Below are 24,092 nucleotides of genomic sequence, written 5' to 3'. Positions count from 1 at the left end.
CGATGCCCGATCTGATGACGAAACCCCTGGCCGAGCCCGAGGAGGGCCCGGCCCGGTTCAACAAGCGGCGCCTGGTGCGCTGGATCGCGATCCTGACGATCGGCATCATCGTGGTGCTCGCGGTCTGGCAGGAGCCGCTCTACGCCCGCTTCTGAGCCCGCGCCGCGGCCGGCGCGCGCGTCTGCCGCGGCCCTCAGGCGCCGCGATGGGCGGCCGTGTAGGCGTCGATCTCGGCGAGCAGGGCTTCCTTCCCGGCCGGGGCGAGGAAGCTCTGCTCCACCGCGCCGCGTGCCAGGCCGGCCACGCCGGCCTCGTCCAGGCCGAGCAGGCGGGCGGCGACCGCGTACTCCTCCTCGATCGTGGTGCCGAACATCGGCGGGTCGTCGGAGTTGACGCTGACCGGCACGCCCGCGCCGACCAGCGCGGCGAGCGGATGCTCCTCGATCGAGGCGACCGCCCGGGTGCGCACGTTGGAGGTCGGTGAGATCTCCAGCGGGATCCGGTTGTCGGCCAGATAGGCCACCAGCTGGGGGTCGCCGACGGCGGAGATGCCGTGCCCGATCCGCTCGGCGCCGAGGTCGCGGATCGCCGACCAGATGGTCTCGGGCCCGGTGGTCTCGCCGGCGTGCGGCGCGCTGTGCAGCCCGGCCGCCCGCGCCTGGTCGAAGAACGGCTTGAACTGCGGCCTCGGCACCCCGATCTCGGGTCCGCCGAGGCCGAAACTGATCAGCCCGTCGGGGCGCTCGCCGAGCGCGATCCGCAGCGTCTCCTCGGCCGCCGGCAGGCCGGCCTCGCCGGGGATGTCGAAGCACCAGCACAGCTCGATGCCGAAGTCCCGGGCGGCGCCGCGCCGGGCGTCCTCGATCGCCTCGCAGAACGCCTTGGCCGGGATGCCGCGCTTGACGCTGGAGTACGGCGTGATCGTCAGCTCGGCGTAGCGGACCTGCTGGCGGGCGAGCTCGCGGGCGACCTCGTAGGTCAGCGTGCGCACGTCCTCGTCGTCGCGGATCAGGTCGACCACGGTCAGGTAGACGTCGATGAAGTGCGCGAAGTCGCGGAACGCGAAGTAGTCGGCCAGCGCGGCCGGGTCGGCCGGCACCGGCGACCGCCCCTCGTGCCGGGCGGCCAGCTCGGCCACGATCCGCGGCGAGGCCGAGCCCACGTGGTGCACGTGCAGCTCGGCCTTCGGCAGCCCGGCGATGAACGAGGTCAGCTCGGTCACCCGATGTCCCTTCTTCCTATGCCGCGGTCCGGGCCACCACGAAGACGCGGCGGAACGGGAACGCGACGTGCCCGTGTGCCGCCGGGTAGGCGGCGGTCAGCTCCCGGCCGAGGTCGGCGCGGAACGACTCCCAGGCATTCTCGTCCAGCGCGGCCTTGACGGGCCGCAACGCCGTGCCCTCCATCCAGCGCAGCACCGGATGATCACCCTCGAGCGCGGGCAGCAGGTGCAGGTAGGTCGTCTCCCAGGCGTCCACGGTCGCGCCGGCGGCCATCAGCAGATCGGCGTAGCCGGTGGGGTCGTCGACCGGCGCCTCCCGGGTCACGTGCCCGACGCCGTACTCGGCGGCCACCCGGCGCAGGGCCCGGTGCGAGGGCGCGTCGAAGTTGCCGGGGACCTGCATGGCCAGCCACGCGCCGGCCGGCAGCTCGACGGCCCAGCGGGCGAGCAGGTCGCGGTGGCCGTCGACCCACTGCAGGGTGGCGTTCGTGATCAGCACGTCGACGTCGGCGCCGGGCTTCCAGTCGCGCACGTCGCCGAGCTGGAACCAGGCCTTGCCGCCGTGCGCGACCGCCTTCTCGATCATCTCGGGCGACGAGTCGACGCCGGTGACCCGGGCATCCGGCCAGCGCTCGGTCAGCGTCAGGGTGAGCTCGCCCGGGCCGCAGCCGAGATCGGCGACCGCCCGCGGGCGCTCGGCGTCGATGTGGGCGAGCAGATCGAAGAAGGGCCGGGAGCGCTCGGTGCCGAAGCGCCGGTAGACAGTGGGATCCCACATGGTCGGCCTCCAAACCGTACGTACGTTTTGCTAGAACCTAGCACAGGAAACGCCAGGCCCTGTTCCGTAACCCGGCCAAGTGCGAGGCGAGGTCCAGGGGTCGGCTGGCGTCGCCCGCAGGGCGGTCGCATCCCGGTGTTGGATGTGGCCGTTCTGCGGGTGCCGTCAGGCGGCGCCTGGGCCACGCCGCAGCCCTGGTCGGGTTACGGAACAGGGCCTAGGGTCGAGCCGTGGAAAATCGCAGCTTCTCGAGGATGGGCCGCACGGTCGGCGTGATCGGCCTGGGCGCCTGGCAACTGGGCGCCGACTGGGGTGAGGTCAGCGAGGCCGACGCGCACGCCACCCTGCAGGCCGCGGTCGACGCCGGGGTCACCTTCATCGACACCGCCGACGTCTACGGCGACGGCCGCAGCGAGCAGATCGTCGGCTCGTTCCGCAAAGACAAACCGCAGCTGACGGTCGCCACCAAGATGGGACGCCGGGTCGAGCAGCTTCCGGAGAACTATTCGCTCGACAACTTCCGCCGCTGGAACGACCGCTCCCGGGCCAACCTCGGGGTCGACACGCTCGACCTGGTCCAGCTGCACTGCCCGCCGACGCCGGTCTACTCCACCGACGCGGTCTACGACGCGCTCGACACCCTGGTCGAGGAGAAGCGCGTCAAGGCGTACGGCGTCAGCGTCGAGAAGGTCGACGAGGCCCTGGCCGCGATCGCCCGCCCGGGCGTCGCGAGCATTCAGATCATCTTCAACGCGTTCCGGCTCAAGCCCCTCGACCGGGTGCTGCCGGCCGCCGCCGAGGCCGGGGTCGGCATCATCGCCCGCGTGCCGCTCGCCAGCGGCCTGCTCTCCGGGCGGTACGACGAGCACACCACGTTCCCGGCGAACGACCATCGCAACTTCAACCGGCACGGCGAGGCGTTCGACGTCGGCGAGACGTTCGCCGGCGTCGACTTCGAGACCGGCCTCGAGGCGGTGCGCCGGCTCCGTCCACTGCTCCCCGCGGGGGCGAGCATGGCGCAGTTCGCCCTGCGCTGGATCGTCGACCATCCGGCCGTCACCGTGGTCATCCCGGGCGCCCGCAACGCCGGGCAGGCACGGGCCAACGCGTCCGCGGCCGGCCTCGCGCCGCTGTCCGCCGAGACCCACGCCGCGGTCCAAGAGGTGTACGACGAGCTGATCCGCCCGAAGGTCCATGACAAATGGTGAACGATCCGGCATCGCCGCCGAAGCTCAAGGGCTGGCTGCTCATGACGATCGGGCTACTCGCGATCGTCGTCGGCGCGTTGTGGACGGTTCAGGGACTCGACATTCTCACCGACAGCAAGATGAGCGGCAAACAAACCTGGGCATTCGTCGGCGGGGCCGTTGCCGTGTTTGGGCTGATCTTGACGGTGATCGGGGAACGTGTCCGATCCCGATCCAAAAATAATAAGAACAATTAACGGAAAGCCCCGCACTCCCAACGGGAGTGCGGGGCTTGTCTAGATCCGAGCCGATCTCCGCCAGGCGATCGGCGAGCCGGTCACGAAGGACCGCGCGTGGTATCTCAGAGCGGGCGAACCTGCTCCGCCTGCGGGCCCTTCTGGCCCTGGGCGATCTCGAACTCGACCCGCTGGTTCTCTTCCAGACTGCGGTATCCGCTCATCTGGATGGCCGAGAAGTGGACGAACACGTCAGCACCCCCACCATCGACGGTGATGAAGCCGAAGCCCTTGTCCGCGTTGAACCACTTCACGGTTCCTTGCGCCATGCTGAACTCTCCCTCTGAAAATGCCGGCCCTGCTGAAGCCCGGGCCTTTGACCGTTTTCGAGCAGCGGCGCCGTGAGGCGGCCTTTCAGAGGACGTCCCATCCGTCGCGGCCTCGGGACGCTCGCCGAAGCACCGATCGGCCAGCGTCTCGTGGTCTTGGCGGAAGCAGCGAACCACGTACGCAAAAACTGGCCACACTGTACCCGAGAATCGGCCCGGAAAGCTCCCCCTGAACCGAATCGAATAAACGGTTGCTGATATGGAAAAGGCCCCCCACTTCGCTCTCGCGATGTGGGAGGCCGTTGCCGTACGGCATGGAGTTAGTTCGGCCATTGACCAGTCAGTTTGCGGACTCCGGTCGCGCCACCCCGATCGACGGCCGCCTTCACGACGGCGAAGATCAGTCCCTGCAGCGCGGCGGCCGCGAGGACCTCACCCCATCCACGCTCTTCATCGGTTGCATCCGGCGCGTCGTCGTCACCGGACACCGCCTTCCAGACCTCTTTGAAGGCGAATCCGGCGAGCGCGCCGGCCGCCGCGCCCAGCAACAGGCCGACGGGCTTGTACGCGATCTTGGAAACCTTGCTCACCGGCGTCTCCCTCGCACCACCAGAATGATCCCGACAACGGCTGCCACGCCCGCGACCATCAGCGCCACCGGCACCGGCGAGGTGGTGACCGCCGCCCGGGCCCGCTGCTTGACCACCTCGACCTGATCGAGGGCGCGCGTCTTGACGTCCGCCTTGGCCGCCAGGGCCTGCACGGTCTCGCCGAGCTCGGCGCGGGTCTGCTTGATGCCGGCCCGCAGCTCCTCGATCGTCGGCTTGGGCGCCGGCGCCCGGTCGCCGTTCATCGCGGCCGCACTGCTGGTCACCCCGGCCTGGCCACTGGTCACCGCGGCCCGTGGGCCGGTCACCGCGGCCGGGTCGCTCGTCTGTTCACTCATGCCCGCTTCCGCTCCTTGACCGCCTGCTTGACCTCGTCGACGTCGAGCTTGACGCTCTCGATCGCGGCCTTCGGCTCCGGCGGCACCGCCTTGGTCACCTGATTCTTCCCGATCAGCGCCAGGATCCCGGCGACCAGGAACAGCGCGACGGTCCAGATCAACGCGGCCAGCCACAACGGCAGGAAAATGTCGAACACGATGATCAGCGTCGCGATCGCCGCGCCCACGCCGTAGAAGACCAGGACGCCGCCGCCGCCGAACAGCCCGATGCCGATGCCGGCGTGCTTGCCCTTCTCGGCGAGCTCGGCCTTGGCAAGCGCTATCTCGTCGCGGACCAGACGGGAGATCTGTTCGCTGGCGGTCTGCACGAGCTCGGCCGTGGACTGTTCCGCGACCGGCCTGGTTGTCCTCCCGTTCAGGACATCGGCCATCGTGTCCCCCTTTCCTTTCACCACGGTTTATGCCCTGATCAACACCCAGTCAATCCTGTTGCCGGAAACCCGGCTATGCCCCCCGAACGCTCGGAATGATCTGGGTGGGGTCATCGGGACCGGCGAAGCGGGTGCCGCGCTCCCGCCCGTCCGGGCCGCCCGAGAACACCTGCGCGTCCGGCGAGGGCCCGGCCGGCGCCGGGGCGCGACCCGTCGCGGGACCGGCCGGGGCGGCGCCGGACCGCTGCAGGTCGGCCCGCACCCGGGGCAGGGCGTCGCGCTGGTGCTCCCACACGTACGCGACAAGCCGCTCACGCACCAGGCAGCGAAGGTCCCAGAGCGACCCGGCGTCGTTGGCGCTGACCAGCGCCCGCAGCCGGACGTTGCCGCCCACCGCGTCCGTCACCTGCAGCACGCACACCCGGCCGTCCCAGAGCTCGGAACCCTCGCAGACCGCGCGGAGCTCGGCACGCAGCGGCTCGATGTCGGTGCCGAAATCCACGTCCAGCTCGGCGGTGCCGAGGACCGCCGATCCCGTACGCGTCCAGTTCTGGAACGGCTTGGTGGTGAAGTACGAGGTCGGCAGGATCAGCCGGCGGTCGTCCCAGATCTGCACGGCCACGTAGGTGAGCGTGAGCTCCTCGATCCGGCCCCACTCCTGCTCGACCACCACGACGTCGTCGACCCGCACCGCGTCGCTGAACGCGAGCTGCAGCCCGGCGAAGACGTTGCCGAGCGTGCTCTGCGCGGCCAGCGCCGCGATCACCGAGACCACGCCGGCCGAGGCGAGCACGCTCGCGCCCAGCGCCCGGATCCCGGGAAAGGTCATCAGCACCACGCCCAGCGTGAGCACCACGATCGCGGCGACCGTGACCCGCCGCAGGATCACCACCTGGGTCTTGAGGCGACGGCGTTTCAGGTTGTCCGGCACGTCGGTGCGCCAGCGGGCGAGCGCCGCGTCCTCGAGCACCAGCACCAGGGCCGCCACCAGCCACCCGAACGCCGCGATGAACAGGATCACCAGCAGGTGCAGCAGCGGCCCGCGGCCGTCGAAGTCACCGAGCAGCCATCGGATGCCCAGTTGCACCGCGAACAGGGTGGTCGCGGCGAGGAACGGCCGGTGGGCGGTGGCCGCGAGATCGGCCGCCAGTTGCGAGCGGCGACCGATCCGGCGGACCGTCCAGTGCAAAATCTCGACGAACACGATCGCGGCGCCGGCCGACGCCACAACCGTCAGGATGCCGATCATCAAGTCCCGCATCGTGCCATCCTCTCCGGCGGCCGGGCCTCTCAACCCTTTCCCGGAGAGTTTGGACGGGGCTCACACCTTGCGGTAGCGGGCCTGCGCGAAGCAGTAGATGCCGAACGCGGCGATGCCCAGCCCGATCAGCGCCAGCAGCCACACGCCCCACGGGTGCCCGGCCAGCGTCTTGAGCGCCGCGTCGAGGCCGCGGGCCTTCTCCGGGTCGAACGTGACGGCGGCGGTGATGACCAGGACACCGGCGATGGCGTACGCGACGCCCTTGGCCATGTACCCCGCCATGCCCAGCCGGACCGTCGACTTGCGCACCGAGGCGTTCATCTGCTCGGTGTTCAGGTGCTTCACGAACTTCTTGCGCCAGCCGTACACGAAGATCCCGATGCCGACGCCCAGCACGACCAGGCCGATCAGCCCGACCAGCCAGCGGCCGCCGGTGTGCGCCATGATCCCGGCCGACTTGTTCTGCTGGTTCTGCGCCATCGACGCGCTCGCGCCGCGCAGGATGTTGACCGCATACCAGGCCAGCACCAGGTAGAGGATCGCGCGCACGCCGGAGATCACGCGCTCGGCCATCGCCGTCTTGTCCCGCGGCCCGCTCTCGCCGATCGCGGCCTCGAAGGCCTGCCAGATGGCCAGCCCGACCATGCCGATCGCGATCAGGACGAGCAGCGCCTTGCCCACGCCGTTGCCGGCGAGGGTCTGCAGGGCGCCGGACTGGTCGCTCTCCTGCCCGGAGCCGCGGAACGCGACCTGGAAGGCGATCCACGCGAACAGCAGATGAATGATGCCGTAACCGATGAATCCGGCGCGGGCCACGTACTCGAGCGGCTTGCTGTCCGCCGCTCGGGAGGCGGTGTGTTTGACGTTCGAGGTGGCAGACGACATGACCCCCTCATTGACCGGAGCCGACGTCCGACAAACCTCAGTCGCGTGACACCTGAAAACTCACGGTGTCGGCGGTAATGCTGTCGAGGGACACCGCAAGCCCCGCGACCTGTACCGCCTGCTGCCCCTTGGTCAGCGTGATCCGCTCGCCGGCGACATCGAGAGTGACCGTGTTGGCATCGGCGCTGACGAATTTCGCCTCGATGCCGAGGACGCTCGCGCTGGCGTTCACCTCGCGGTCGATGGTCACCGTGCATTGGTCGAGGCCGCAGCTGACGTTGTCGCCGCCGCAGCCGGCGAGCAACGCGAGGGCGAGGGCGGCTGAGCTGAGTGCGGCGGCGACGCGCCGGGTGGGCTTGAGCACCATTCGAGAGTACGGGCGCCGCGCGACCTAAAGTGAGAGGCGTGAGCGACTTCGATGTGCAGGACAACGCCGCCAACCATCGCTTCGAGCTCCTGGTCGACGGCGCCGTCGCCGGCCTGGCCATGTACCGCCGCCGCGACGAGCACACCGTCGTGGTCACCCACAGCGAGGTGAGCCCGGACTTCCGCGGCCGGGGCCTGGGCAACGAGCTGGCCCAGCGCACGCTGGAGCTGATCCGCTCCCGCGGCGAGAAGATCGTGCCGGTCTGCCCGTTCTTCGCCCGCTATGTCGAGGAACACCGCGAGTACGACGACATCGTGATCCGCTAGCGCCTACGCCGCGATGGGGGCGGGCATCTGGCTGCCCGCGATGAGCTCGGCCGCCGCCAGCCCGCAGGCCCGGGTCGCGCCGTATGTCGCGATGTGCACCCCGCCCAGCACCGTCACGGGCACGCCCATCTCCACCACGATGGCGTCGGGCCGGGCCGCCAGCACGCGCCGCAGGGCGGCCTCCAGCCACGGGTGCCGGTGCACGTCGCGGGCCACCAGCACCAGGGCGCGCCCGTCCGTGCCGGCCAGCGGATCGGCCGCGCCATCGAGGTCGTCGGCGGTCAGCCGGACCGAGGTGGTGCCGGGCAGCAGGCCGGCCAGCGGCGCGCCGATGCCCCACGGGGTCTCGGCGCCGATCGCGATGTTGCGGGGCGGCGCGAACTCCACCACATGCGCGGGACGATCGATCGGCAGCGCCGCGGCGCCCTCGGCGAGAGTCACCCGCACGGCCCGGCGCGCGGCGTCATAGCCCACCGCCGATCCGCCGACCCCCGCCGACCCATGAGCTGACCCCGAGTCGTTGCTCGCCGCCGAGCCGTTGACCGCCGCCGAGCCGTTGGCCGCCGCCAAGCCGTTGGCCTGCGCCGAGCCGTTGGGCGCCGCCGAGCCGTTGGCGACGGCCGAGTCATTTGAGGCCGCCGAGCCGTTGGCGGGCGCCGAACCCTGGTCCGACGGCGGCACGGCGGCCAGGTCGCCGAGCACCCGCGCCCGGTCGCCGGGCACCCGTGCCCGGTCGGCGATCGCCCGCGCCCCGGTGCGGGTCTGGGCCGCCGTCGCCCACGCCCCGAGCCGGCGCACCCGGGCGGCCGCGTCCGCCAGCCGGTCCTCGCTCAGCGAGCCGTCCCGCACGGCCTCGACGATCGCGTCCCGCAGGAGGACCGCGGTCTTCTCGTCCGCGTGGTCCCCGCCCACGCAGATCGCGTCCACTCCGGCCGCCAGCGCCCGGACCGCCGCGCCGGGCAGCCCGTAGCGGAGGCGCACGGCCCGCATCTCGATGCCGTCGGTCACGATCAGGCCCCGGAAGCCGAGCTCCTCGCGCAGCAGGCCGGTCATGATGCGGTGGCTCAGCGTCGCCGGCAGCCGGTCGTCGAACGCCGGCACCAGCAGGTGACCGGTCATCACGGCCTGCACGCCGGCCTCGATGGCGGCACGAAAGGGCGGCAGCTCGCAGGCGTCCAGCCCGGCCCGGTCCCGGTCGATCAGCGGGACGTCGTGGTGCGAGTCGACGCTGGTGTCGCCGTGGCCGGGGAAATGCTTGGCACAGGCGGCCACGCCGGCGTCCTGCAGGCCCGAGACGAAGGCCGCGGAGTGGCGCGCCACCAGCTGCGGCTCGGCGCCGAAGGCCCGTACGCCGATGACCGGGTTGCCGGGGTTGCTGTTGACATCCGTGTCGGGGGCGTAGTCGAGGGTGATGCCCGCGCCGGCGAGCTCGGCGCCCAGGTCGCGCGCCACCGCGAAGGTCAGGGCGGGGTCGTCGATCGCGCCGAGCGCCAGGTTGCCGGGGCGGGAGCTGCCGAGCCGCGACTCGAAGCGGGTGACGTCGCCGGCCTCCTCGTCGATCGCCACGATCACGTCGGGGCGCTCGGCCCGCAGCTGGGCGGTGAGCGCGGCCACCTGGGCCGGCGACTCGACGTTGCGGGCGAAGAGCGCCACGCCGCCGAGTCCGCCGGCGAGCCAGCGGCGGACCCAGTCCGGCGCGCTCGTGCCGACAAAGCCCGGCTGGAGCACCGTCGCGGCCAGCTCCGGCAGTTCGCCTTGGTTGGGCATGGGCCCCCGTACCTCCGCTGATGTCGTCGCGCGCGCCCATGGGAGCGCGCCCCCGTTGTGCCGACCTATGGTCACACCCCCTTCCCGATTTAGTCAACAAACCTTCCTATTTCTCGGGACCAAGCCACGGCTCGGTCCCGAGCGAGCCCGGGCTCGCTCGGGACCGAGCCCGGGCTCGATACGATGCGCTCGTGCCTTACCCGCTTGCCGAGTCCTCGGGCGTCGATTGGTCGCAGATCCACGCCGTACGCCTGCTGGGTGTTGCTCTTGCGGTCCTGTTTCTTCTCTGGGCGATCCGGCGGATGTTCAAGTAGCGGTTTGACTGTCACACCCGTGGGGCACAATGGCCCGCGCCATGAAGCTGCCTGTTTACGGACCCCGCCTGCGCAAGGTCGCGCGCCTTCAGTTCGGGTGGCCGTCCCTGCGCCCCGGCCAGTTCAAGCCGATGCGCGCCGTGCTGCGCCGCCGCGACGCCCTGGTCGTGCTGCCCACCGGCGCCGGAAAATCGGCCATCTACCAGGTGCCGGCCGTGCTACTGCCGGGGCCGACGGTCGTGATCTCCCCGCTGCTCGCGCTGCAGCAGGACCAGATCGCGGCGCTCAACGAGCGGGACGATCCGCGCGTCCGCGCGGTGCGGGTCAGCTCGGCCGAGACCCCCAACCAGCAGCAGGCGGCGCTCGACGAGATCCGCGCCGGCCGCGCCGAGTTCCTCTTCATCACGCCCGAGCAGCTGAGCAACCCCGACCGGCTGGCCGAGGTCCGCGCGCTCAAGCCCGGGCTGGTCGCGGTCGACGAGGCGCACTGCATCTCGGCCTGGGGCCACGACTTCCGCCCCGACTACCTCGCCCTCGGCGAGATGATCAAGGAGCTGGGCCGCCCGCCCGTGCTGGCGCTGACCGCGACCGCCTCGCCGCCCGTACGCGAGGACATCATCGACCGGCTCGGCCTGCGCCGTCCCGAGATCCACGTCTCCGGTCTCGACCGGCCCAACCTGTTCCTCGAGGTCGCCTACTGCCCCGACGAGGACTACCGCTGGCGGCGGCTCACCAAGCTGATCGACTCGGTCCCCCGTCCCGGCATCGTCTACGTCGCCACCCGCCGCGCCGCCGAGGAGCTCGCCGAGCGCCTGGCCGACGCCGGCTACAACACCGCGTTCTACCACGGCGGAATGGCCGGCGGCGCCCGTGAGCAGCGGCAGGAGGACTTCGCCGCCGACCGGGTCGACATCATGGTGGCCACCTCGGCGTTCGGCATGGGCATCGACAAGGCCAACATCCGCTGGGTCGCCCACATGGCGCTGCCCGACTCCCCCGACAGCTACTTCCAGGAGATCGGCCGCTCCGGCCGCGACGGCGAGCTGGCCCACGCCATGCTGCTGTGGCGGGCCGAGGACGAGGCCATCCAGCGCTTCTTCACCGGCGGCGCCCCCGACGAGGTCGAGCTGCGCGAGCTGGCCGCGGCGCTACGCAAAGGCCCGGTCACCAAGACCGCCCTGAAGGAGAAGACCGGCCTGGGCCCGCGCAAGCTGGGTGCATACCTGGGCCTGCTGGAGCAGATCGGCGCCGCCGTGGCCGGCGCCGGCAACAAGATGACGGTCCCGCTTTTCGCCCCGCTTCCGGCCGCCGCGGCCAAGGCCGCCATGGACGCGTACGAGCGGCAGCAGGTGGTCTCGCGTTCCCGCACCGACATGATGCGCGGTTTCGCCGAGGCGCGCGGCTGCCGCAGCCAGGTCCTGCTGGCCTACTTCGGCGAGGACATGCCCAAGCCGTGCGGCCACTGCGACAACTGCGTCAACGGCGCCACCGAAGAGCTGTCGTCGGCGTCCGAGCCGTTCGCCGTGCACAGCAAGGTCCGCCACGACGAGTGGGGCGCCGGCATGGTGATGGGCTACGAGGAGGATCGGATGACCGTCCTCTTCGACGACGTGGGCTACAAGACGCTGTCGGTGCCGGTGGTCCTGGAGCGCAAGTTGCTCGAAGCGGAGCCGGGCGCTCAGAGCGGGTAGGGCGAGCTGATCGTGAACGGCGTGCGGGCCCTCGCCAGCACCGGCTCGGGAAACCGCGGCCCCTCGGTGTAATAGCGCGCCCGGGTGCGGCCGACCGGAACGAGCAGGCCGGCGGCGGCCAGGTCGCGCAGGTCGCGCTGGGCCTGCTGGAGGGTGAGGCCCTCGGCCTTCTCATAGCGGGACCGCCGGATCCGGCCGACCACGGCGACGTCGTGCAGCGCCGAGACGACCCGTTCGTCCAGCCCGGCCTCCACGACGAAGGCGGTGAGCAGCTCCCACACGGCGGCGGAATCGTCCATCCGATGCTGGACCGTCTGCGCCTGCTGGTGATAGGCGGTCAGGTTGAACCGGATCCACCCGGAAACGTCCTGGTCGGGCAGGTAGGTGGCGCCCCGGCGCTGGAGTTCCCGGTAGTACTCCCAGGTGTTCCCCGGCCGGCCGAGCCACGCCTCGATCGACGAGAACTCGGGGGCGAGGACACCCTCGCGAGCGATCAGGAGTGTTTGCAGCGATCGCGACATCCGCCCGTTGCCGTCGGCCCACGGGTGGATGGACACCAGGTGCAGGTGGGCCATGGCCGCGCGGATCAACGGGTGGGCGCCGTCGTCGGTGTTGAGCCAGTCGACCAGCTCGGCCATCAGCCCGGGAACGTCGGCCGCGCCCGGAGCCGTGTACGCCGCGAGCCGAGGGTTGCCCGGGTCGGTCACGTACACCGGCCCGTTGCGCCACTGCCCGGCCGGCTTGCGCTTCGTGTGCCGGTGCCCCTGCAGCATCCAGTGGAGGGCGTTCAGCAGGCCTTTGCCGTACTGGAAGTCGGCGACGTCGTGCAGCGACTGCACGTAGGTCATCATGCGCTGATAGGCGAGCGTCTCCTCGCGGTCCTCGTCGGACACGTCGACGTCCCGCTCGCCGTCCATCAAGTCCTGAACGTCCTGGGTGGTGACGCGGAAGCCTTCGATCGAGTTCGACGCGGCGACGGCGTCGGCCGCCAGGAGCTTGCGCAACCCGGATGTCCACTTGCCCGGATGCGCCTGAACCTGATGGCGGAGCCGGTCGCGCATCTGCTCGACCTCGGACAGGACTGCCCGATCGGCCGGAGACAACGTCGGCGTCGGAAACAACACTGCCAAATAATAGAATGACGTAATCATTACGTCAAGTGAACATGGGAGCGGCTGCTGATACTTTCCGTCTCGCTGCCTCGGGTCGGTGATCTCCGGCGACGGTCCGGGTAGAAGAAGAACGATCTGCCGATGTGCCGAGATGTGAGGACGATTGTCGTGACGGACGAACCGCTCTACGCGAAGCTGGGCTTCACCGACGCCGAGTGGGGGCTGCTGGTCGGCCTGCCGCAGTCGGTGCTGACGGCGGCGAGCGCTGCCACGCCGGACAGCGCCCGCAAGACCCGGGCCGAGAACGAGGCGGGCCGGGACGTGATCTCCGACGCCCGGGCGTCGGCCAGTCCCCTGGTGACCGCGGTCGCCGCCGAGCTGCTCGCCGAGGGGGGCGATCCCGAGCTGGGCGAGGAGGTTCCGGTGATCGAGCCGCCGGACCCCATCGCGTACGTCGAGGACGTGCTCGATCGGGCGACCGAGGTGAACGCGCTGCTCACCGCGAAGGCCGAGCAGTCCGACGCCGAGACCTACAAGCACTGGCTGGTCGAGATCGCCGAGAGCGTCGTCGGCGCGGCCAGCACCGGCGGGGTCCTGGGCATCGGCGGCGAGCAGGTGACCGACACCGAGCGCGAGTTCCGCGACGAGCTGGCGAAGGCGCTCGCCGACTAGGGTCTGTGTGGTGGGCGTCGACGAGTACGCGCAGGCACGACCCTCGGCCGGCCTGCGCCCGTTCGTGGGTTTCTACACCGGGTATCGCCAGGCCGGGCTGGCGCCGGCCCGCCACCGGGGGCTGCCGTCGCCGTACCTGACATTGATCTTCACGATCGACGACCCGCTGGACGTGGCCGCCCACCCCGACCCCCGCCAGCCCGCCGGGCGCTACGACGCGCTGATCGGTGGCCTGCACCTCGCGCCCGCGGTGATCACCCACCCGGGCCGTCAGTCCGGCGTCCAGGTGGCGCTGCGCCCGCTGGGTTGCCGCGCGCTGTTCGGGCTGCCCGCCGCGGAGCTGGCCGGCGCCGACCTGGACGCGGCCGACGTGCTCGGCGCCCTTCCGGTCGACGAGATCCGCGATCGGCTGCGGTCGGCCCCGGACTGGCCGTCGCGCTTCGCGGTGGTCGACGAGGCCTTGCTGCGTCGCTTACGCGACGATCCGCCCGGCGCGCTGCCCGAGATCGCGTACGCCTGCCGTCGCCTCCTCGCCGGCCCGCCGGTCCCGGTGGCGGCCGTCGCCACCGAGGTGGGCTGGAGCCCTCGCTACCTCACCGACCGGTTCCGGGCCGAGGTGGGCCTGCGCCCCAAAGAGGCGGCCCGGGTGGCCCGGTTCGACCGCGCCCGCCGCGCGCTCGGCCCCGCCACCCGCCTCGCCGATCTGGCCGCCGAGCACGGCTTCGCCGACCAGTCGCACCTGGTCCGCGAGTTCCGCGCCTTCGCCGGCTGCGCGCCGACCACCTGGCTGGCCGACGAGCGCGAGCTGGCCGTGAGCCTCCGGAAGGTAGTTCGGTTTTGTCCAAGCCCCCGCCCGCCGCCCGGGGCGAGGATCGAGCCATGACCGATACGAAGACCCCGCCACCGCAGGTGTGGCCGACGCTGCGGGCGAACGACGCCCGTGCCCTCATCAAGTTCCTGGTCGAGGCGTTCGGTTTCGAGGAGACCGTGGTCTACGGCGAAGGCGACCGGGTCGATCACGCCCAGCTGAGCTGGCCGCTGGGCGGCGGCATCATGCTCGGCTCCGCCGACCGTGGCCCCGGCGACCAGTGGCCGCTGCGGCCCGGCACGTTCGGCGCGTACGTGGTGGCCGACGACATCGACGCCCTGCACGCCCGGGCCGTGACGGCCGGCGCCGAGATCATCCGCCCGCCGCAGGACACCGATTACGGCTCGCACGAGTTCGCCGCGCGCGACCCCGAGGGCAACCTCTGGTCGTTCGGCACCTACCGCGGAGAACCCCGCGCCGGGGACTAGCGCGAGTAACTCTACCTATATAGAGTTACGCCTCGTGACCCGGATACGACGACCCTCACCGCAGACCGCTGCGGTCCTGCACGCGCTGGCCGACGAGCCGTCGGCCTGGCGATACGGCTACGAGCTCGGCCAGCAGGTCGGCTTGCGGGCCGGCTCGCTCTACCCGATCCTGATGCGGCTGACCGACCGCGGGCTGCTGGAGTCCACCTGGGAGAGCGAGCCGCCGGCCGGCAGGCCGCCCCGCCACCTCTATCGCCTGACCGAGCCGGGCCGGCAGCTGGCGGCCGAGGTTGCTGCCGAGCAGCCGTCGCCCGCCGTCGCCCGGTCCCAGGCGCCGCGGGCACGGGCGCTGCGCCCGGCCGAGTTCGGGGGTGCGTGGTGAGCGATTCGCCCAGCACGCAGGCGCTCCCGGCCGGCGCGGCCCGCCCCGACGCCGCGGCGCGGCTGCTGGCCGGCGCGGTGCGGCTGCTGCCGCCCGGCCGGCGTGACTGGGGCGCGGCCATGCGGGCGGAGCTGGACGCGCTGACCGAGCCGGATGAGCGCCGCCGCTTCGCGATCGGGTGCGTCGCGGCGGTCGGCAGCCGGCCGGCCGTGTGGCGGCGGATCGGCTATGCGCTGCTGCCCGCGGCCGTCGTGGCCTACGTGCTGTTGTGGAGCGCGAGCATCGACTGGGCGCCGCGGCGCTGGGGCGTCGTCGCGTTCGCCGCCGTCCTCGCCGTCGTCGCCGAGCTGGGCGTCGTCGGACCGCTCGGACCGGTCGCCCGCGGCGGGGCCGCCCGGTTCACCCGCGCCTGCGGGTACCTGCTGGTCGGCGTCCTCGCCGTCGAGGTGGACTTCGCGATCGCCCACAAGGACAACAACGACCTGGCCGGGGTGCCGGTGCTGTCCACGGTGCTGGCCGTCTACCTCGCCGCGACGCTGGCCGTGACCCGCCGCCGCGCCGAGGCGACCTCCCGCTCGCTGCTGATCGGACTGGCCGCCGGCACGACCGCCGCCGCCGCGTGGGTCGTCGCGGTGGTGCTGGCCCCGCCGATCCCGCCCGGCCCCGGCTTCGCGACCGCCATCGTCGGGGCGGGCATGGCCGCCGCGGTCCTCCTCGTGCCCCGCCGCACGCCGATGACCGCCCTGCGCGCCGCCCTGATCGCCGGAACCACCGCGGCCCTGCTGATCTTCAACGCCGTCGTGCTGCTGGGCTCCTTCGGCCCGGCCGAGCTGATCCCCAGCCTCGCGCCGCACGCCCTGACCCCGGCGGACCAGCTGGCCAACAGCCGCATCGAGCTCGTCGACCCCTACCTGTGGCTGCTGCTGCTCGGCTGCTTGGTCGCCGTAGCCCAGTGGGTGGCCGCCCGCGCCCCGGCCAGCCCGGCAGAGCCCACCTCCGCAACGCCCACGTCGGCAGTGGCGACCCCGCCGGCGAACACGACCACTCACGAGCCGACCTGACCACCCGCTGTTGCGGCCCGGGCAGAAGGCCTGACCACCCAATGTCGCGGCCCGGGCAGCAGGCCTGACCGATCGCAGTTGCCCGGCCACCGACCTTGACCAACCGCCGCCGCCGTCGTCCGAGAGCCTGCCCGGCACTATCCGCCGGGCCGGCCCGGCAGCGGGAACGGGTCAGGCGTGGCTCAGGTGGTCGGGGCTTCGGGGACGGGCGTGCTTCGCAGCAACGCCAGCGCCCGGCCGGCCGCCGCCACGATCGCGGCTATGGCCACGGCGGCGGTCGTGTCGACCGGCAACGGCGCCCGCAGCGGATCGATGGCCGCGGCCGACTCGACGACCGACAGCAGGCAGAGCACGGCGTATCCGGCCGCGGCCAGGGCGACCGTCCGGAGGCGGGAGCGTTCCGGCAGCGGGGTCCGGGTGAGCAACCACGCCAGCAGGGGCAATGCCAGCACCCCGTGCATCGGGACGAAGTGGGCCGGCTTCCACTGGGCGCCCACCGCGTAGGCCGCCAGCTGGTCGCCACGCGAGACATCCAGCACGGCGGTGACGACCATGATGGCGCCGATCAGCAACGCCGAGTCGAGGGCCAGGAAGCCCGCGCGCAGGGCCAGCCGCATCGACGGGGCCACCCCGGGAAGCGGGCGCCAGGTCGCGACGGTCAGGGCGATCAGGACGACGATGATGACGCCCCCGCCGCCGGCCAGGACGCGGGAGACCGCGGTGTCGACGGCGGTCTCCATGTTGAAGTGCGAGGGGACCCGGCGCCAGGCCTGCATGGTGATCAGCAGGACCTCGACCACCGAGACGGTGGCGAACAGGCCCAGCAGCAGGTTGCGGGTGCGGTCGCGCAGCGGGATCCACGAGGTCACCCAGGCCAGGGTGATCAGCGTCAGGCCGAAGGAGAGGCCGAACGTCATCGGCTTGCGCCAGGAGACCGGACCCTCCCACGTGCCGCCCGAGGTGATCAGCACGGCGGCGTGGAACAGGCCGCTCGCGATCAGCACCGCACCGATCAGATAGCCCGCCCGCTCGATCGGCCGCGCACCGGGAGGCGGCGCCGCGACCGGGGAAACCGACGAGACCGGAGAAGCCGACGAAACAGGGGAAACCGACACCCCGGCAGATGGCGACGCACCGGCTGAGGGCAGCGCACCGGGTGAGGGCGCACCAGGAAAAGGCGCTCCGGCGGGTGGCTCGGGCACCGGCACGCCGGGCGCTGGTGGGCCGGACGGGAACGCGTGGACGGCGGAAGCGGAACTCGATGGACCAGGCATGTCGTCGATCCTTGCCGAAGAGATGAGGGTGCGCGTCGCACCAGCGTCGTACAGTCCTCTACCACCTGGGTATGACACCCGCCTCAGTCGCGGCTCATCAGACCCTGCTCGAAGGCCGCGGCAACGGCCGCCGCCCGGTCGCGAACGCCCAATTTCGCGTACGCGTGCAGGAGGTGGGTTTTGACCGTCGCCTCGCTGATGAAAAGCAGCGAGGCCGCCTCCCGGTTGCTGTTTCCGCGCGCGATCAGGGTCAGCACCTCGATCTCGCGGGCGGACAACGGCTCCTTCACCGGCGAGCGCAAATTTCCCATCAAACGGCCGGCCACGGCCGGCGACAGCACCGACTCCCCGCGGTGCGCCGCGGTGACCGCCCGGAACAACTCCTCCCGGGGCGTGTCCTTGAGCAGATAGCCGGTGGCGCCGGCCTTGATCGCCGGCAGCACGTCGCGGTCGGTGTCGTACGTGGTCAGCACCAGCACGCGGGCCGTGCTGCCCTGCGCCCGCAGCTCCTTGATCGTGGTGACGCCGTCCATCTCGGGCATGCGCAGGTCCATCAGCACCACGTCGGGCGCGACCGACCGGGCCACCGCCAGCGCCTCCCGGCCGTTCCCGGCCTCGCCCAGCACCTCGAACCGGTCGTCGCCGGCGAACATGCCGCGCAGGCCGTCCCGCACGACCGGATGGTCGTCGACGATGAGCAGCCCGATCACGCCGCCACCCCGAGGGCGGGCACGCACGCGGACACGGCCGTCCCGGCGCCGGGCTCCGATTCGACCTCGAGCGACCCGGCGACCCGCAGCACCCGGTCTCGCATCGCCGTCAGCCCATAAGACGAAATTTCCGGGTAAACGGACACGTCGAAGCCGACACCATCATCGCGGACGTCCAAGGTGACTACATCCTCCATATACGACAATGTCAGGAAAACTCGGGTGGCGGATGCGTGCCGGGCCACGTTGGCCAACGCCTCCTGAGCGGTCCGCAACAGCGTCATCTCGATCTCGGGCAGCAGGGATCGCGGCGCCCCGGTAGTGATCAGCGACGCCGGCACGTCATGCAGGGACGACCAGGTGGAGACCACATCCGACAGCGCGTCCGGCAGCCCGGCCTCGTCGAGCGGCTGCGGCCGCAGCGCCTGCACCGACCGCCGGGCCTCGGTGAGGCTTTCCCGGGCCAGCTTCTTGGCCGCTTCGACGTGCCGTTCCCACGCCGAGGGCACCGACGCGGCCGCCTCCAACTGCGTGACTATCCCGGTCAGGCCCTGGGCCAGCACGTCGTGGATCTCGCCGGCCATCCGCTGCCGCTCGTCGTGCACGCCCGCCTCCCGCGCCTGCACCAGCAGCTGGCTGTGCAGCCCGGCGTTCTCCCGCAGCGCCGCCTCGAGCTTGGCGTTGGCCTCGGTGAGCTGTTCCAGCATCTCGGCGCGCTTGGCCGACTGCTCGTGCGTCATCGTGGTGAGCAGCGTCATCGACCCGGCGATCACCACGTTGAACAGCAGCAGCACCACGAAGAAGCGCCACGCGCCCGGGTTCTTGATCGCCGGGTAGCCGCCGACCTGGGAGAGGGCGGTGGCCACGGCCACCGCGGAGGTGCCGGCCAGCCGGGTGAGACGTCCCTTCAGCGCGTACGCCGTGAAGAGGTACCCCGTCCAGGCGAAGAAGCCGAACAGCGGGCTGCACCAGATCAGCACGTAGATCAGCGCGACGAGCACGGCGTAGAAGGTCACCATGCGCCGGCGGTCGTGCTCCCACTGCGGGTGCAGCGTCGTCCACCACAGCATCCAGGCCGCGGTGAGGACCACGACCACGCCGACCACCGGGTAGGGCACCGTGGCCAGGTCGGCGGCCGCGCCGATCGGCACCAGCGCGGAGGAGATGACGAGCGCGCCGTACGGCACCCACATCATCCACCGGTCGAGCCGGCGCTGCGAGGTCTCCAGCCGGGCGACCTCCGACCTGTCCGACATCTCCGCAACCCCCTCAGGACCAGCGGAACAGCCGGGCCGCCGCGAACCCGAACACCGCGAGGTATCCCACCAGCACGGTAACCGACACCAGGGCGGGCCAGTGACCCGTCATGGTCTCGTGCAGCGCCCGCTCCCCCGCGCCCAGCGGCGTGAAGTCGCCGATCTTCTGCAGGACCGAGGGCATCACCTCGCGCGGCGTCCACAACCCGGCGAAGAACATCAGCGGGAAGAACAGCAGCGTGCCGATCGAGTTGCCGGCCTTCCCGCTCGGAGCCACGGCAGCGACGAACAACCCGATCGCGAAGATCCCCAGCGCGGTGAGGACAAAGGCCAGAACAAAACCCACAAGATTCCCGGCGAGGGGTACGTCGAAAGCAAGGCGCCCGACGGCGATGGCGAGCGCGCTGGACAGGATCGCCGTCGCCAGAGCCGCGGCGAGTTGCGCGGCCAGCAGCAACTCGGGCCGGGCCGGGGTGGTGGCCAGCCGGCGCAGGATGCCCCGCTCCCGGTACGTGGCCAGCGCCAGCGGGGTCACCTGCAAGCCCAGCATGGCCAGCGTCAACGCCACCGCGATGCCCACGTAGACGTCGACCACGCGCAGGCCGCCCAAATCGGGCGACGGCTCGCGGAACGCCGGGATGCTGCCCAGGATGACCACGAGCACCGTCGGGAACAGCAGCGAGAAGAACGCCGCCACCGGCTCGCGGGCGAGCAGTTTGAGTTCGCTGATGGTGAGTCTGGTGAACACGGCTCAGCCGTCCTTTCCGACCAGCCGGACGAACGCCTCGTCCAGGCCGGGCTGCTCGATTCGCAGGTCGTTGGCGATGATCCGGTGGGTGGCCAGCACCGAGGTGACCGCGTGCAGCAGGTTGCCGCTCCCGGTCACCTCGACCTGCTGGCCGTGCCGCACGACCGTGGCGACCTCGGGCGCGGCCAGCAGCAGCGCGTCGTCCAGCGGCGCCGACGGCCGGAACCAGATGCGCTGCTCGGCGCTGACCGCGTCGACCAGTCCGGCCGGGGTGTCGAGCGCGACGACCTCGCCGTGGTCGATCACCGCGAGCCGGTCGCAGAGCCGCTCCGCCTCTTCCATGAAATGGGTGACCAGCACGATCGTCACGCCGCTCCGCCGGACCGACTCGATCAGGTCCCAGGTGTCGCGCCGGGCCTGCGGGTCCAGGCCGGTGGTGAGCTCGTCGAGGACGGCGATCTCCGGGTTGCCGATCAGGGCGAGGGCGATCGACAACCGCTGCTTGCGGCCGCCGGAGAGCTTCGCGTACCGCGTACGCAACTGGTCGGCGAGCCCGAGCTCGCGCGCCAGCGCCCGCCAATCGGCCGGGTCGGGATAGAAGGAGGCGTAGAGCTGCAATGCCTCCTGGACGGTCATCTTGTCGGGGAGCTGGCTCTCCTGCAGCTGCACGCCGACCGCGCGGCGCAGCGAGCGGTCGCGTGGCTCCCGGCCGAGCACGTCGATCGTGCCGCCGTCCGGCACGCGCAGGCCGGCCACGCACTCGACGGCGGTGGTCTTGCCGGCGCCGTTGGGGCCGAGGATGCCGAAGATCTCGCCACGCTCGACGGTGAACGAGACATCCCGCACCGCGACCGTGTCCCCGTAGCGCTTCCGCAGATTCTGGACCTCGATGACTGGCATGCATCGAGCGTCGCGGAGAACCGGCCGCGTCGAATCGACCGGCGAGCGAGCCTTCCGGTCAACCGGTTGGTGGATGCGGGCTTACGCCACGGCCTCGGTGTTCGCCTCGGTCGCGCCGGCCTTGCGCAGGCCGGCGACCGCCGCGTAGACCGAGCCGACCTGGGCGGCGACCCGCTTCCACGAGTACGCCTGGCGCGCCCGGTCGAGCGCGGCCGTCGCGTACGCGAACCGGCGCACCTTGTCGTTGACCAGCCGGCGCAGCGCGCCGCCCAGCGCCCGCGGGTCGCGCGGCGGCACCAGATCGCCGGTCAGCCCGTCGACCACGGCGTCGTTGAGCCCGCCCACCGCGGTGCCCACGATCGGCACCCCGCAGGCCATCGCCTCGAGCGCGGACGGCTCGAGCTCCTCCTGCCAGGGCGCGGCCACCAGCAGGTCGGCCGAGCGGTACCAGCGCGGCATGTCGGCCGACGGGACCCGGCCGACCAGCCGGAACCGGTCGGCGACCTGCAGGCGCTCGGCGAGGGCGCGCAGCTTGCGGGCGCCCGGGTCGGCGGGCAGCTGATCGGCGGGCGGGCCGCCCACGACCACCACCTCGGCGCTCGGCACCCAGCGCATGGCCTGGATGACGTCGCCGAACCCCTTGCGCTCGACCAGCTTGCCGACCGAGAGGATGCGCGGCCGGTCGGGGTCGCGCTCGACCGCCGGGCCCTCGGGCGTGAACCGCTCCGAGTTGACCCCGGCCGGAACGATCGTGAGCTGCGCCCGTGGCACGCCGATGCGCACCAGACCGCGTACCTCGTCCTGCGACTGCGCGACCACCCGGTCGACCGCGCGGCCCAGCGCCCGCTCGTAGCCGGACCGCGACGGCTTGCCGTCGGCGGCCGGCTCGGCCTCGCCGAGCTCGTGGAAGGACTGCACCACGGGGATGCCCAGCTGGCGGGCGGCGGTCACGGCGGCCAGTCCACTGGTCCAGAAGTGGGCGTGCACCACCTCGGGCGCCCACCCGGCGCGCCACTGCTGCTCGAGCCAGCGGGCGAACTCCCCCATGTACGGCAGCAGGACGTCGGACGGCACGACGTGGGCGGGTCCGGCCGGCACGTGCACGACGCGGATGCCGCCGCGGGTGGTCACCTCCTCGGCGACCGTGGGGTCGTCGCGCCGGGTGTAGACGCGGACCTCGTGGCCGAGGTCGGCGAGCGCCGCCGAAAGATCGGCGACATGGGTATTCTGCCCGCCGTCCCGCAGGGGGCTGGCGTGCTCGGAAATCATCGCGATGCGCACGGTGTCCCTCCGGTCGGGCGACGGTGACGGGGTGCTTGGTGCCCGACGCCCGAAACGGTAAACATCACCCCCCGCACGTTACCGGTAGACAGCCCGCTGAGCTGCGGCGATGGCCGCACGGTAGAGGTCTCCTGTGACCGGGGCCGCACGGGTCAGCGCGGCCCGGGCGGCGTTCGCGCCGGGGGCGCCGTGCACGCCGCCGCCCGGGTGGGCCGAGGAGCTCGCCAGGTAGAGGCGGTCGACCGGGGTGTCGGCGCGGCCCAGGCCCGGGACGGGGCGGAGGAAGAGCTGCTGGTACGCGGCCGCGGTGCCGCCGCCGATCGCTCCGCCGTCCAGCGAGGGGTTCGCGCGCTCGAGCCCGGCCGGGGAGAACACGTGCCGCCCGATGATCAGCTCACCGAAGCCGGGCGCCGCCTTCTCGATCGCCGCCTCCATCTTCTCGACGTGGGCCGCCATCTCGTCGGCGTGCCAGTTGTCCCGCCGGGGCAGGTGGGTGTAGGCCCAGGCCGACTCCGTGCCCGGGGGCGAATGCCGGGGGTCGGCCGTGGTCATCTGGCCGAGCAGCAGGAACGGATCCCGGGGCAGCTCGCCGGTCGCGAGTTCGGCGGCGTACCGGGTGAGCCCGTTCAGGTCCGCGTTGAGGTGCACGGTGCCGGAGCCGGCCACCGCGCCGTTGGCCCACGGGATCTTGCCCCGGACGGCCCAGTCGACCTTGATCGTCGCGCCGTCCCAGCGGAAGTGGGACAGGTCGTCGACCATCCGCGGTGGCAGCCGCCGCGACCCGACGAGATCGAGGAACAGCGCGGGCGCCGGCACGTCGGCCAGGACCGCCCGCCGCGCCCGGTAGTCCCGGTCGGCGCGGACCCCCATGGCCCGGTTCCGGGCGATCAGCACCCGCTCGACCGGCGCGTCGTAGACGATCTCGCCGCCACCCGCCTCGAGCCGGGTCACCAGCGCATCGGTGATCCGTTGCGCCCCGCCGGCCGGGACCGGCCAGCCCACTTCCTGCCCGAGCATGGCGAGCAGCCACCCGTAGATGCCGCCGCCCGCGTCGTCCGGCGACAGGTCGGTGTGCAGGGCGCAGCCGGCCAGCGCCAGGGTCGCGCCCTCGCCGCGGAAGAGCTCCGCACCCAGCTGACGGGCCGGCAACAACAGCCGCCGGGCCATCCGGAGCGCGCCGGCGACGCGGAGCCGGGCCAGCAGGCCGAGGCCCGCCGTCACCGGCGGGAAGGGCCGCAGCAGCGCGTCCAGCAACGGCGCCGAGATCGATCGCCATTCCTCGTACGCGGCCCGCCACCGCTCGCCGTCGCCGGGGGCGAACTGCTCCATCGAGGCCATGGTCGTCTCGAGGTCGCGGTTGACGGTCGCCGCCCGCCCGTCCGGCAGCAGATGGGTGAAGACGTCCGGCGCGTGCCGCCACTCGATGCCAAGATCAAGTTCGCGCAGCACCGGCGAGGCGATCCCCAGCGGATAAAATGAGCTGAACAGATCGGACAAGTATCCACTCGTTGTGATAAATCCAGATCTGACGGCGCCGCCCGGTCGCGGCGTCGCCTCCAGCACCAGCACCGACCAGCCGGCGTCGGCCAGCACGTTGGCGGCGACGAGCCCGTTGTGCCCCGCGCCGATCACGATCGCGTCCGCGGCGTCCATCCATCTC

29 protein-coding genes are annotated in these 24,092 nt (G+C 71.9%); 11 read left to right on the top strand and 18 right to left on the bottom strand.

Features of this window, described 5'->3' with window-relative positions; translation table 11 throughout:
* Positions 1-2 precede the first annotated feature (2 nt).
* Positions 3-155 (top strand): hypothetical protein, encoded by a 153-nt coding sequence (locus ACFQS1_RS23375; RefSeq protein ID WP_378971894.1) that lies wholly within the window; start codon positions 3-5, stop codon positions 153-155.
* Between the two features lie 38 nt (positions 156-193).
* Here the strand turns inward: ACFQS1_RS23375 and ACFQS1_RS23370 are convergent, their stop codons facing one another.
* Together ACFQS1_RS23370 and ACFQS1_RS23365 are read right to left on the bottom strand one after the other, a co-directional pair.
* On the bottom strand, positions 194-1,222 hold the full coding sequence (locus ACFQS1_RS23370) for an adenosine deaminase (protein WP_378971892.1): 1,029 nt from the start codon (positions 1,220-1,222) through the stop codon (positions 194-196).
* A gap of 16 nt (positions 1,223-1,238) precedes the next feature.
* Positions 1,239-2,000 carry a trans-aconitate 2-methyltransferase gene (locus tag ACFQS1_RS23365; RefSeq protein ID WP_378971891.1) on the bottom strand — a complete coding sequence of 254 codons (762 nt, stop codon included), beginning with the start codon at positions 1,998-2,000 and terminating at the stop codon, positions 1,239-1,241.
* Positions 2,001-2,230: 230 nt separating this feature from the next.
* Here ACFQS1_RS23365 and ACFQS1_RS23360 point away from each other — a divergent pair, with 230 nt between their 5' ends.
* Together ACFQS1_RS23360 and ACFQS1_RS23355 are read left to right on the top strand one after the other, a co-directional pair.
* The gene (locus ACFQS1_RS23360; protein ID WP_378971889.1) at positions 2,231-3,208 is read left to right on the top strand and encodes an aldo/keto reductase; all 978 of its coding nucleotides are present in this window, start codon (positions 2,231-2,233) and stop codon (positions 3,206-3,208) included.
* Complete coding sequence (locus ACFQS1_RS23355) at positions 3,202-3,444, top strand: hypothetical protein (protein ID WP_378971888.1); 243 nt, start codon at positions 3,202-3,204, stop codon at positions 3,442-3,444. Before ACFQS1_RS23360 ends, ACFQS1_RS23355 begins: the two co-directional genes overlap by 7 nt.
* Before the next feature lie 104 nt (positions 3,445-3,548).
* On the opposite strand, the gene ACFQS1_RS23350 is transcribed toward ACFQS1_RS23355, so the two are convergent.
* The 7 genes from ACFQS1_RS23350 to ACFQS1_RS23320 all read right to left on the bottom strand — a co-directional run bounded on the left by ACFQS1_RS23350 (position 3,549) and on the right by ACFQS1_RS23320 (position 7,642).
* Positions 3,549-3,752, bottom strand: coding sequence for a cold-shock protein (locus tag ACFQS1_RS23350; protein ID WP_030440218.1), 204 nt, complete (start codon positions 3,750-3,752; stop codon positions 3,549-3,551).
* A gap of 320 nt (positions 3,753-4,072) precedes the next feature.
* Positions 4,073-4,342: a DUF4235 domain-containing protein gene (locus ACFQS1_RS23345; RefSeq protein WP_378971886.1), complete on the bottom strand. Its 270-nt coding sequence runs from the start codon at positions 4,340-4,342 to the stop codon at positions 4,073-4,075.
* Positions 4,339-4,698: a DUF3618 domain-containing protein gene (locus ACFQS1_RS23340; RefSeq protein ID WP_378971884.1), complete on the bottom strand. Its 360-nt coding sequence runs from the start codon at positions 4,696-4,698 to the stop codon at positions 4,339-4,341. Before ACFQS1_RS23340 ends, ACFQS1_RS23345 begins: the two co-directional genes overlap by 4 nt.
* On the bottom strand, positions 4,695-5,129 hold the full coding sequence (locus ACFQS1_RS23335; RefSeq protein ID WP_378971882.1) for a phage holin family protein: 435 nt from the start codon (positions 5,127-5,129) through the stop codon (positions 4,695-4,697). Before ACFQS1_RS23335 ends, ACFQS1_RS23340 begins: the two co-directional genes overlap by 4 nt.
* 73 nt (positions 5,130-5,202) lie before the next feature.
* The gene (locus ACFQS1_RS23330; RefSeq protein ID WP_378971880.1) at positions 5,203-6,390 is read right to left on the bottom strand and encodes a mechanosensitive ion channel family protein; all 1,188 of its coding nucleotides are present in this window, start codon (positions 6,388-6,390) and stop codon (positions 5,203-5,205) included.
* A 60-nt stretch (positions 6,391-6,450) separates the two neighbouring features.
* The gene (locus ACFQS1_RS23325) at positions 6,451-7,275 is read right to left on the bottom strand and encodes a DUF1206 domain-containing protein (protein WP_378971879.1); all 825 of its coding nucleotides are present in this window, start codon (positions 7,273-7,275) and stop codon (positions 6,451-6,453) included.
* Between the two features lie 37 nt (positions 7,276-7,312).
* Entirely contained in the window at positions 7,313-7,642 is a 330-nt protein-coding gene (locus ACFQS1_RS23320) for a hypothetical protein (protein ID WP_378971877.1), read from the bottom strand.
* A 38-nt stretch (positions 7,643-7,680) separates the two neighbouring features.
* Between ACFQS1_RS23320 and ACFQS1_RS23315 the strand changes: the two genes are divergently transcribed.
* The gene (locus tag ACFQS1_RS23315) at positions 7,681-7,968 is read left to right on the top strand and encodes a GNAT family N-acetyltransferase (protein ID WP_378971875.1); all 288 of its coding nucleotides are present in this window, start codon (positions 7,681-7,683) and stop codon (positions 7,966-7,968) included.
* A 3-nt stretch (positions 7,969-7,971) separates the two neighbouring features.
* Here ACFQS1_RS23315 and ACFQS1_RS23310 read toward each other — a convergent pair whose 3' ends face one another.
* On the bottom strand, positions 7,972-9,735 hold the full coding sequence (locus tag ACFQS1_RS23310; RefSeq protein ID WP_417629331.1) for a glycoside hydrolase family 3 protein: 1,764 nt from the start codon (positions 9,733-9,735) through the stop codon (positions 7,972-7,974).
* 191 nt (positions 9,736-9,926) lie between these two features.
* Between ACFQS1_RS23310 and ACFQS1_RS23305 the strand changes: the two genes are divergently transcribed.
* Together ACFQS1_RS23305 and ACFQS1_RS23300 are read left to right on the top strand one after the other, a co-directional pair.
* Positions 9,927-10,049, top strand: coding sequence for a hypothetical protein (locus ACFQS1_RS23305; protein ID WP_378971873.1), 123 nt, complete (start codon positions 9,927-9,929; stop codon positions 10,047-10,049).
* 41 nt (positions 10,050-10,090) lie between these two features.
* A complete protein-coding gene (locus ACFQS1_RS23300) occupies positions 10,091-11,740 on the top strand; it encodes a RecQ family ATP-dependent DNA helicase (protein ID WP_378971871.1) in 1,650 nt (549 codons plus the stop codon).
* Here ACFQS1_RS23300 and ACFQS1_RS23295 read toward each other — a convergent pair.
* Positions 11,728-12,864, bottom strand: coding sequence for a Fic family protein (locus ACFQS1_RS23295; protein WP_378971869.1), 1,137 nt, complete (start codon positions 12,862-12,864; stop codon positions 11,728-11,730). The two genes, ACFQS1_RS23300 and ACFQS1_RS23295, sit on opposite strands and share 13 nt — an antisense overlap.
* A gap of 156 nt (positions 12,865-13,020) precedes the next feature.
* Between ACFQS1_RS23295 and ACFQS1_RS23290 the strand changes: the two genes are divergently transcribed.
* From ACFQS1_RS23290 to ACFQS1_RS23270, 5 genes are read left to right on the top strand one after another with little or no spacing between them, the layout of a single operon-like run.
* Positions 13,021-13,524 carry a hypothetical protein gene (locus ACFQS1_RS23290; RefSeq protein ID WP_378971867.1) on the top strand — a complete coding sequence of 168 codons (504 nt, stop codon included), beginning with the start codon at positions 13,021-13,023 and terminating at the stop codon, positions 13,522-13,524.
* 10 nt (positions 13,525-13,534) lie between these two features.
* Positions 13,535-14,407: a helix-turn-helix domain-containing protein gene (locus ACFQS1_RS23285; protein ID WP_378971865.1), complete on the top strand. Its 873-nt coding sequence runs from the start codon at positions 13,535-13,537 to the stop codon at positions 14,405-14,407.
* Entirely contained in the window at positions 14,404-14,820 is a 417-nt protein-coding gene (locus tag ACFQS1_RS23280) for a VOC family protein (RefSeq protein ID WP_378971863.1), read from the top strand. Before ACFQS1_RS23285 ends, ACFQS1_RS23280 begins: the two co-directional genes overlap by 4 nt.
* A gap of 34 nt (positions 14,821-14,854) precedes the next feature.
* Positions 14,855-15,202: a PadR family transcriptional regulator gene (locus tag ACFQS1_RS23275; RefSeq protein WP_378971861.1), complete on the top strand. Its 348-nt coding sequence runs from the start codon at positions 14,855-14,857 to the stop codon at positions 15,200-15,202.
* Positions 15,199-16,263: a hypothetical protein gene (locus ACFQS1_RS23270; RefSeq protein ID WP_378971859.1), complete on the top strand. Its 1,065-nt coding sequence runs from the start codon at positions 15,199-15,201 to the stop codon at positions 16,261-16,263. The genes ACFQS1_RS23275 and ACFQS1_RS23270 overlap by 4 nt, the downstream gene beginning before the upstream one ends.
* Before the next feature lie 182 nt (positions 16,264-16,445).
* On the opposite strand, the gene ACFQS1_RS23265 is transcribed toward ACFQS1_RS23270, so the two are convergent.
* From ACFQS1_RS23265 to ACFQS1_RS23235, 7 genes are all read right to left on the bottom strand, one after another.
* Positions 16,446-17,267: a hypothetical protein gene (locus ACFQS1_RS23265; protein WP_378971857.1), complete on the bottom strand. Its 822-nt coding sequence runs from the start codon at positions 17,265-17,267 to the stop codon at positions 16,446-16,448.
* 353 nt (positions 17,268-17,620) lie between these two features.
* Complete coding sequence (locus ACFQS1_RS23260; RefSeq protein ID WP_378971855.1) at positions 17,621-18,247, bottom strand: response regulator; 627 nt, start codon at positions 18,245-18,247, stop codon at positions 17,621-17,623.
* Entirely contained in the window at positions 18,244-19,503 is a 1,260-nt protein-coding gene (locus ACFQS1_RS23255) for a sensor histidine kinase (RefSeq protein WP_378971853.1), read from the bottom strand. Before ACFQS1_RS23255 ends, ACFQS1_RS23260 begins: the two co-directional genes overlap by 4 nt.
* Positions 19,504-19,516: 13 nt before the next feature.
* Positions 19,517-20,251 carry an ABC transporter permease gene (locus ACFQS1_RS23250; RefSeq protein ID WP_378971851.1) on the bottom strand — a complete coding sequence of 245 codons (735 nt, stop codon included), beginning with the start codon at positions 20,249-20,251 and terminating at the stop codon, positions 19,517-19,519.
* Between the two features lie 3 nt (positions 20,252-20,254).
* On the bottom strand, positions 20,255-21,151 hold the full coding sequence (locus ACFQS1_RS23245) for an ABC transporter ATP-binding protein (RefSeq protein WP_378971849.1): 897 nt from the start codon (positions 21,149-21,151) through the stop codon (positions 20,255-20,257).
* An 81-nt stretch (positions 21,152-21,232) separates the two neighbouring features.
* Complete coding sequence (locus tag ACFQS1_RS23240) at positions 21,233-22,432, bottom strand: glycosyltransferase (protein WP_378971847.1); 1,200 nt, start codon at positions 22,430-22,432, stop codon at positions 21,233-21,235.
* Between the two features lie 78 nt (positions 22,433-22,510).
* Entirely contained in the window at positions 22,511-24,085 is a 1,575-nt protein-coding gene (locus tag ACFQS1_RS23235) for a phytoene desaturase family protein (protein WP_378971845.1), read from the bottom strand.
* Positions 24,086-24,092 lie beyond the last annotated feature (7 nt).

This window comes from Paractinoplanes rhizophilus, from assembly GCF_042664765.1.
In the GTDB taxonomy this organism is placed as follows: domain Bacteria; phylum Actinomycetota; class Actinomycetes; order Mycobacteriales; family Micromonosporaceae; genus Actinoplanes; species Actinoplanes rhizophilus.
This window is presented reverse-complemented; position numbering and strand designations above follow the sequence as displayed.

Excerpts from the sequence above, each read along its gene's own strand:
- ACFQS1_RS23310 (WP_417629331.1), bottom strand. The coding sequence starts at position 9,735 with ATGCCCAACCAAGGCGAACTGCCGGAGCTGGCCGCGACGGTGCTCCAG.
- ACFQS1_RS23340 (WP_378971884.1), bottom strand. The coding sequence starts at position 4,698 with ATGAGTGAACAGACGAGCGACCCGGCCGCGGTGACCGGCCCACGGGCC.
- ACFQS1_RS23375 (WP_378971894.1), top strand. The coding sequence starts at position 3 with ATGCCCGATCTGATGACGAAACCCCTGGCCGAGCCCGAGGAGGGCCCG.
- ACFQS1_RS23245 (WP_378971849.1), bottom strand. The coding sequence starts at position 21,151 with ATGCCAGTCATCGAGGTCCAGAATCTGCGGAAGCGCTACGGGGACACG.
- ACFQS1_RS23335 (WP_378971882.1), bottom strand. The coding sequence starts at position 5,129 with ATGGCCGATGTCCTGAACGGGAGGACAACCAGGCCGGTCGCGGAACAG.
- ACFQS1_RS23280 (WP_378971863.1), top strand. The coding sequence starts at position 14,404 with ATGACCGATACGAAGACCCCGCCACCGCAGGTGTGGCCGACGCTGCGG.
- ACFQS1_RS23320 (WP_378971877.1), bottom strand. The coding sequence starts at position 7,642 with ATGGTGCTCAAGCCCACCCGGCGCGTCGCCGCCGCACTCAGCTCAGCC.
- ACFQS1_RS23350 (WP_030440218.1), bottom strand. The coding sequence starts at position 3,752 with ATGGCGCAAGGAACCGTGAAGTGGTTCAACGCGGACAAGGGCTTCGGC.
- ACFQS1_RS23235 (WP_378971845.1), bottom strand. The coding sequence starts at position 24,085 with ATGGACGCCGCGGACGCGATCGTGATCGGCGCGGGGCACAACGGGCTC.
- ACFQS1_RS23325 (WP_378971879.1), bottom strand. The coding sequence starts at position 7,275 with ATGTCGTCTGCCACCTCGAACGTCAAACACACCGCCTCCCGAGCGGCG.
- ACFQS1_RS23255 (WP_378971853.1), bottom strand. The coding sequence starts at position 19,503 with ATGTCGGACAGGTCGGAGGTCGCCCGGCTGGAGACCTCGCAGCGCCGG.
- ACFQS1_RS23365 (WP_378971891.1), bottom strand. The coding sequence starts at position 2,000 with ATGTGGGATCCCACTGTCTACCGGCGCTTCGGCACCGAGCGCTCCCGG.
- ACFQS1_RS23300 (WP_378971871.1), top strand. The coding sequence starts at position 10,091 with ATGAAGCTGCCTGTTTACGGACCCCGCCTGCGCAAGGTCGCGCGCCTT.
- ACFQS1_RS23355 (WP_378971888.1), top strand. The coding sequence starts at position 3,202 with ATGGTGAACGATCCGGCATCGCCGCCGAAGCTCAAGGGCTGGCTGCTC.
- ACFQS1_RS23330 (WP_378971880.1), bottom strand. The coding sequence starts at position 6,390 with ATGCGGGACTTGATGATCGGCATCCTGACGGTTGTGGCGTCGGCCGGC.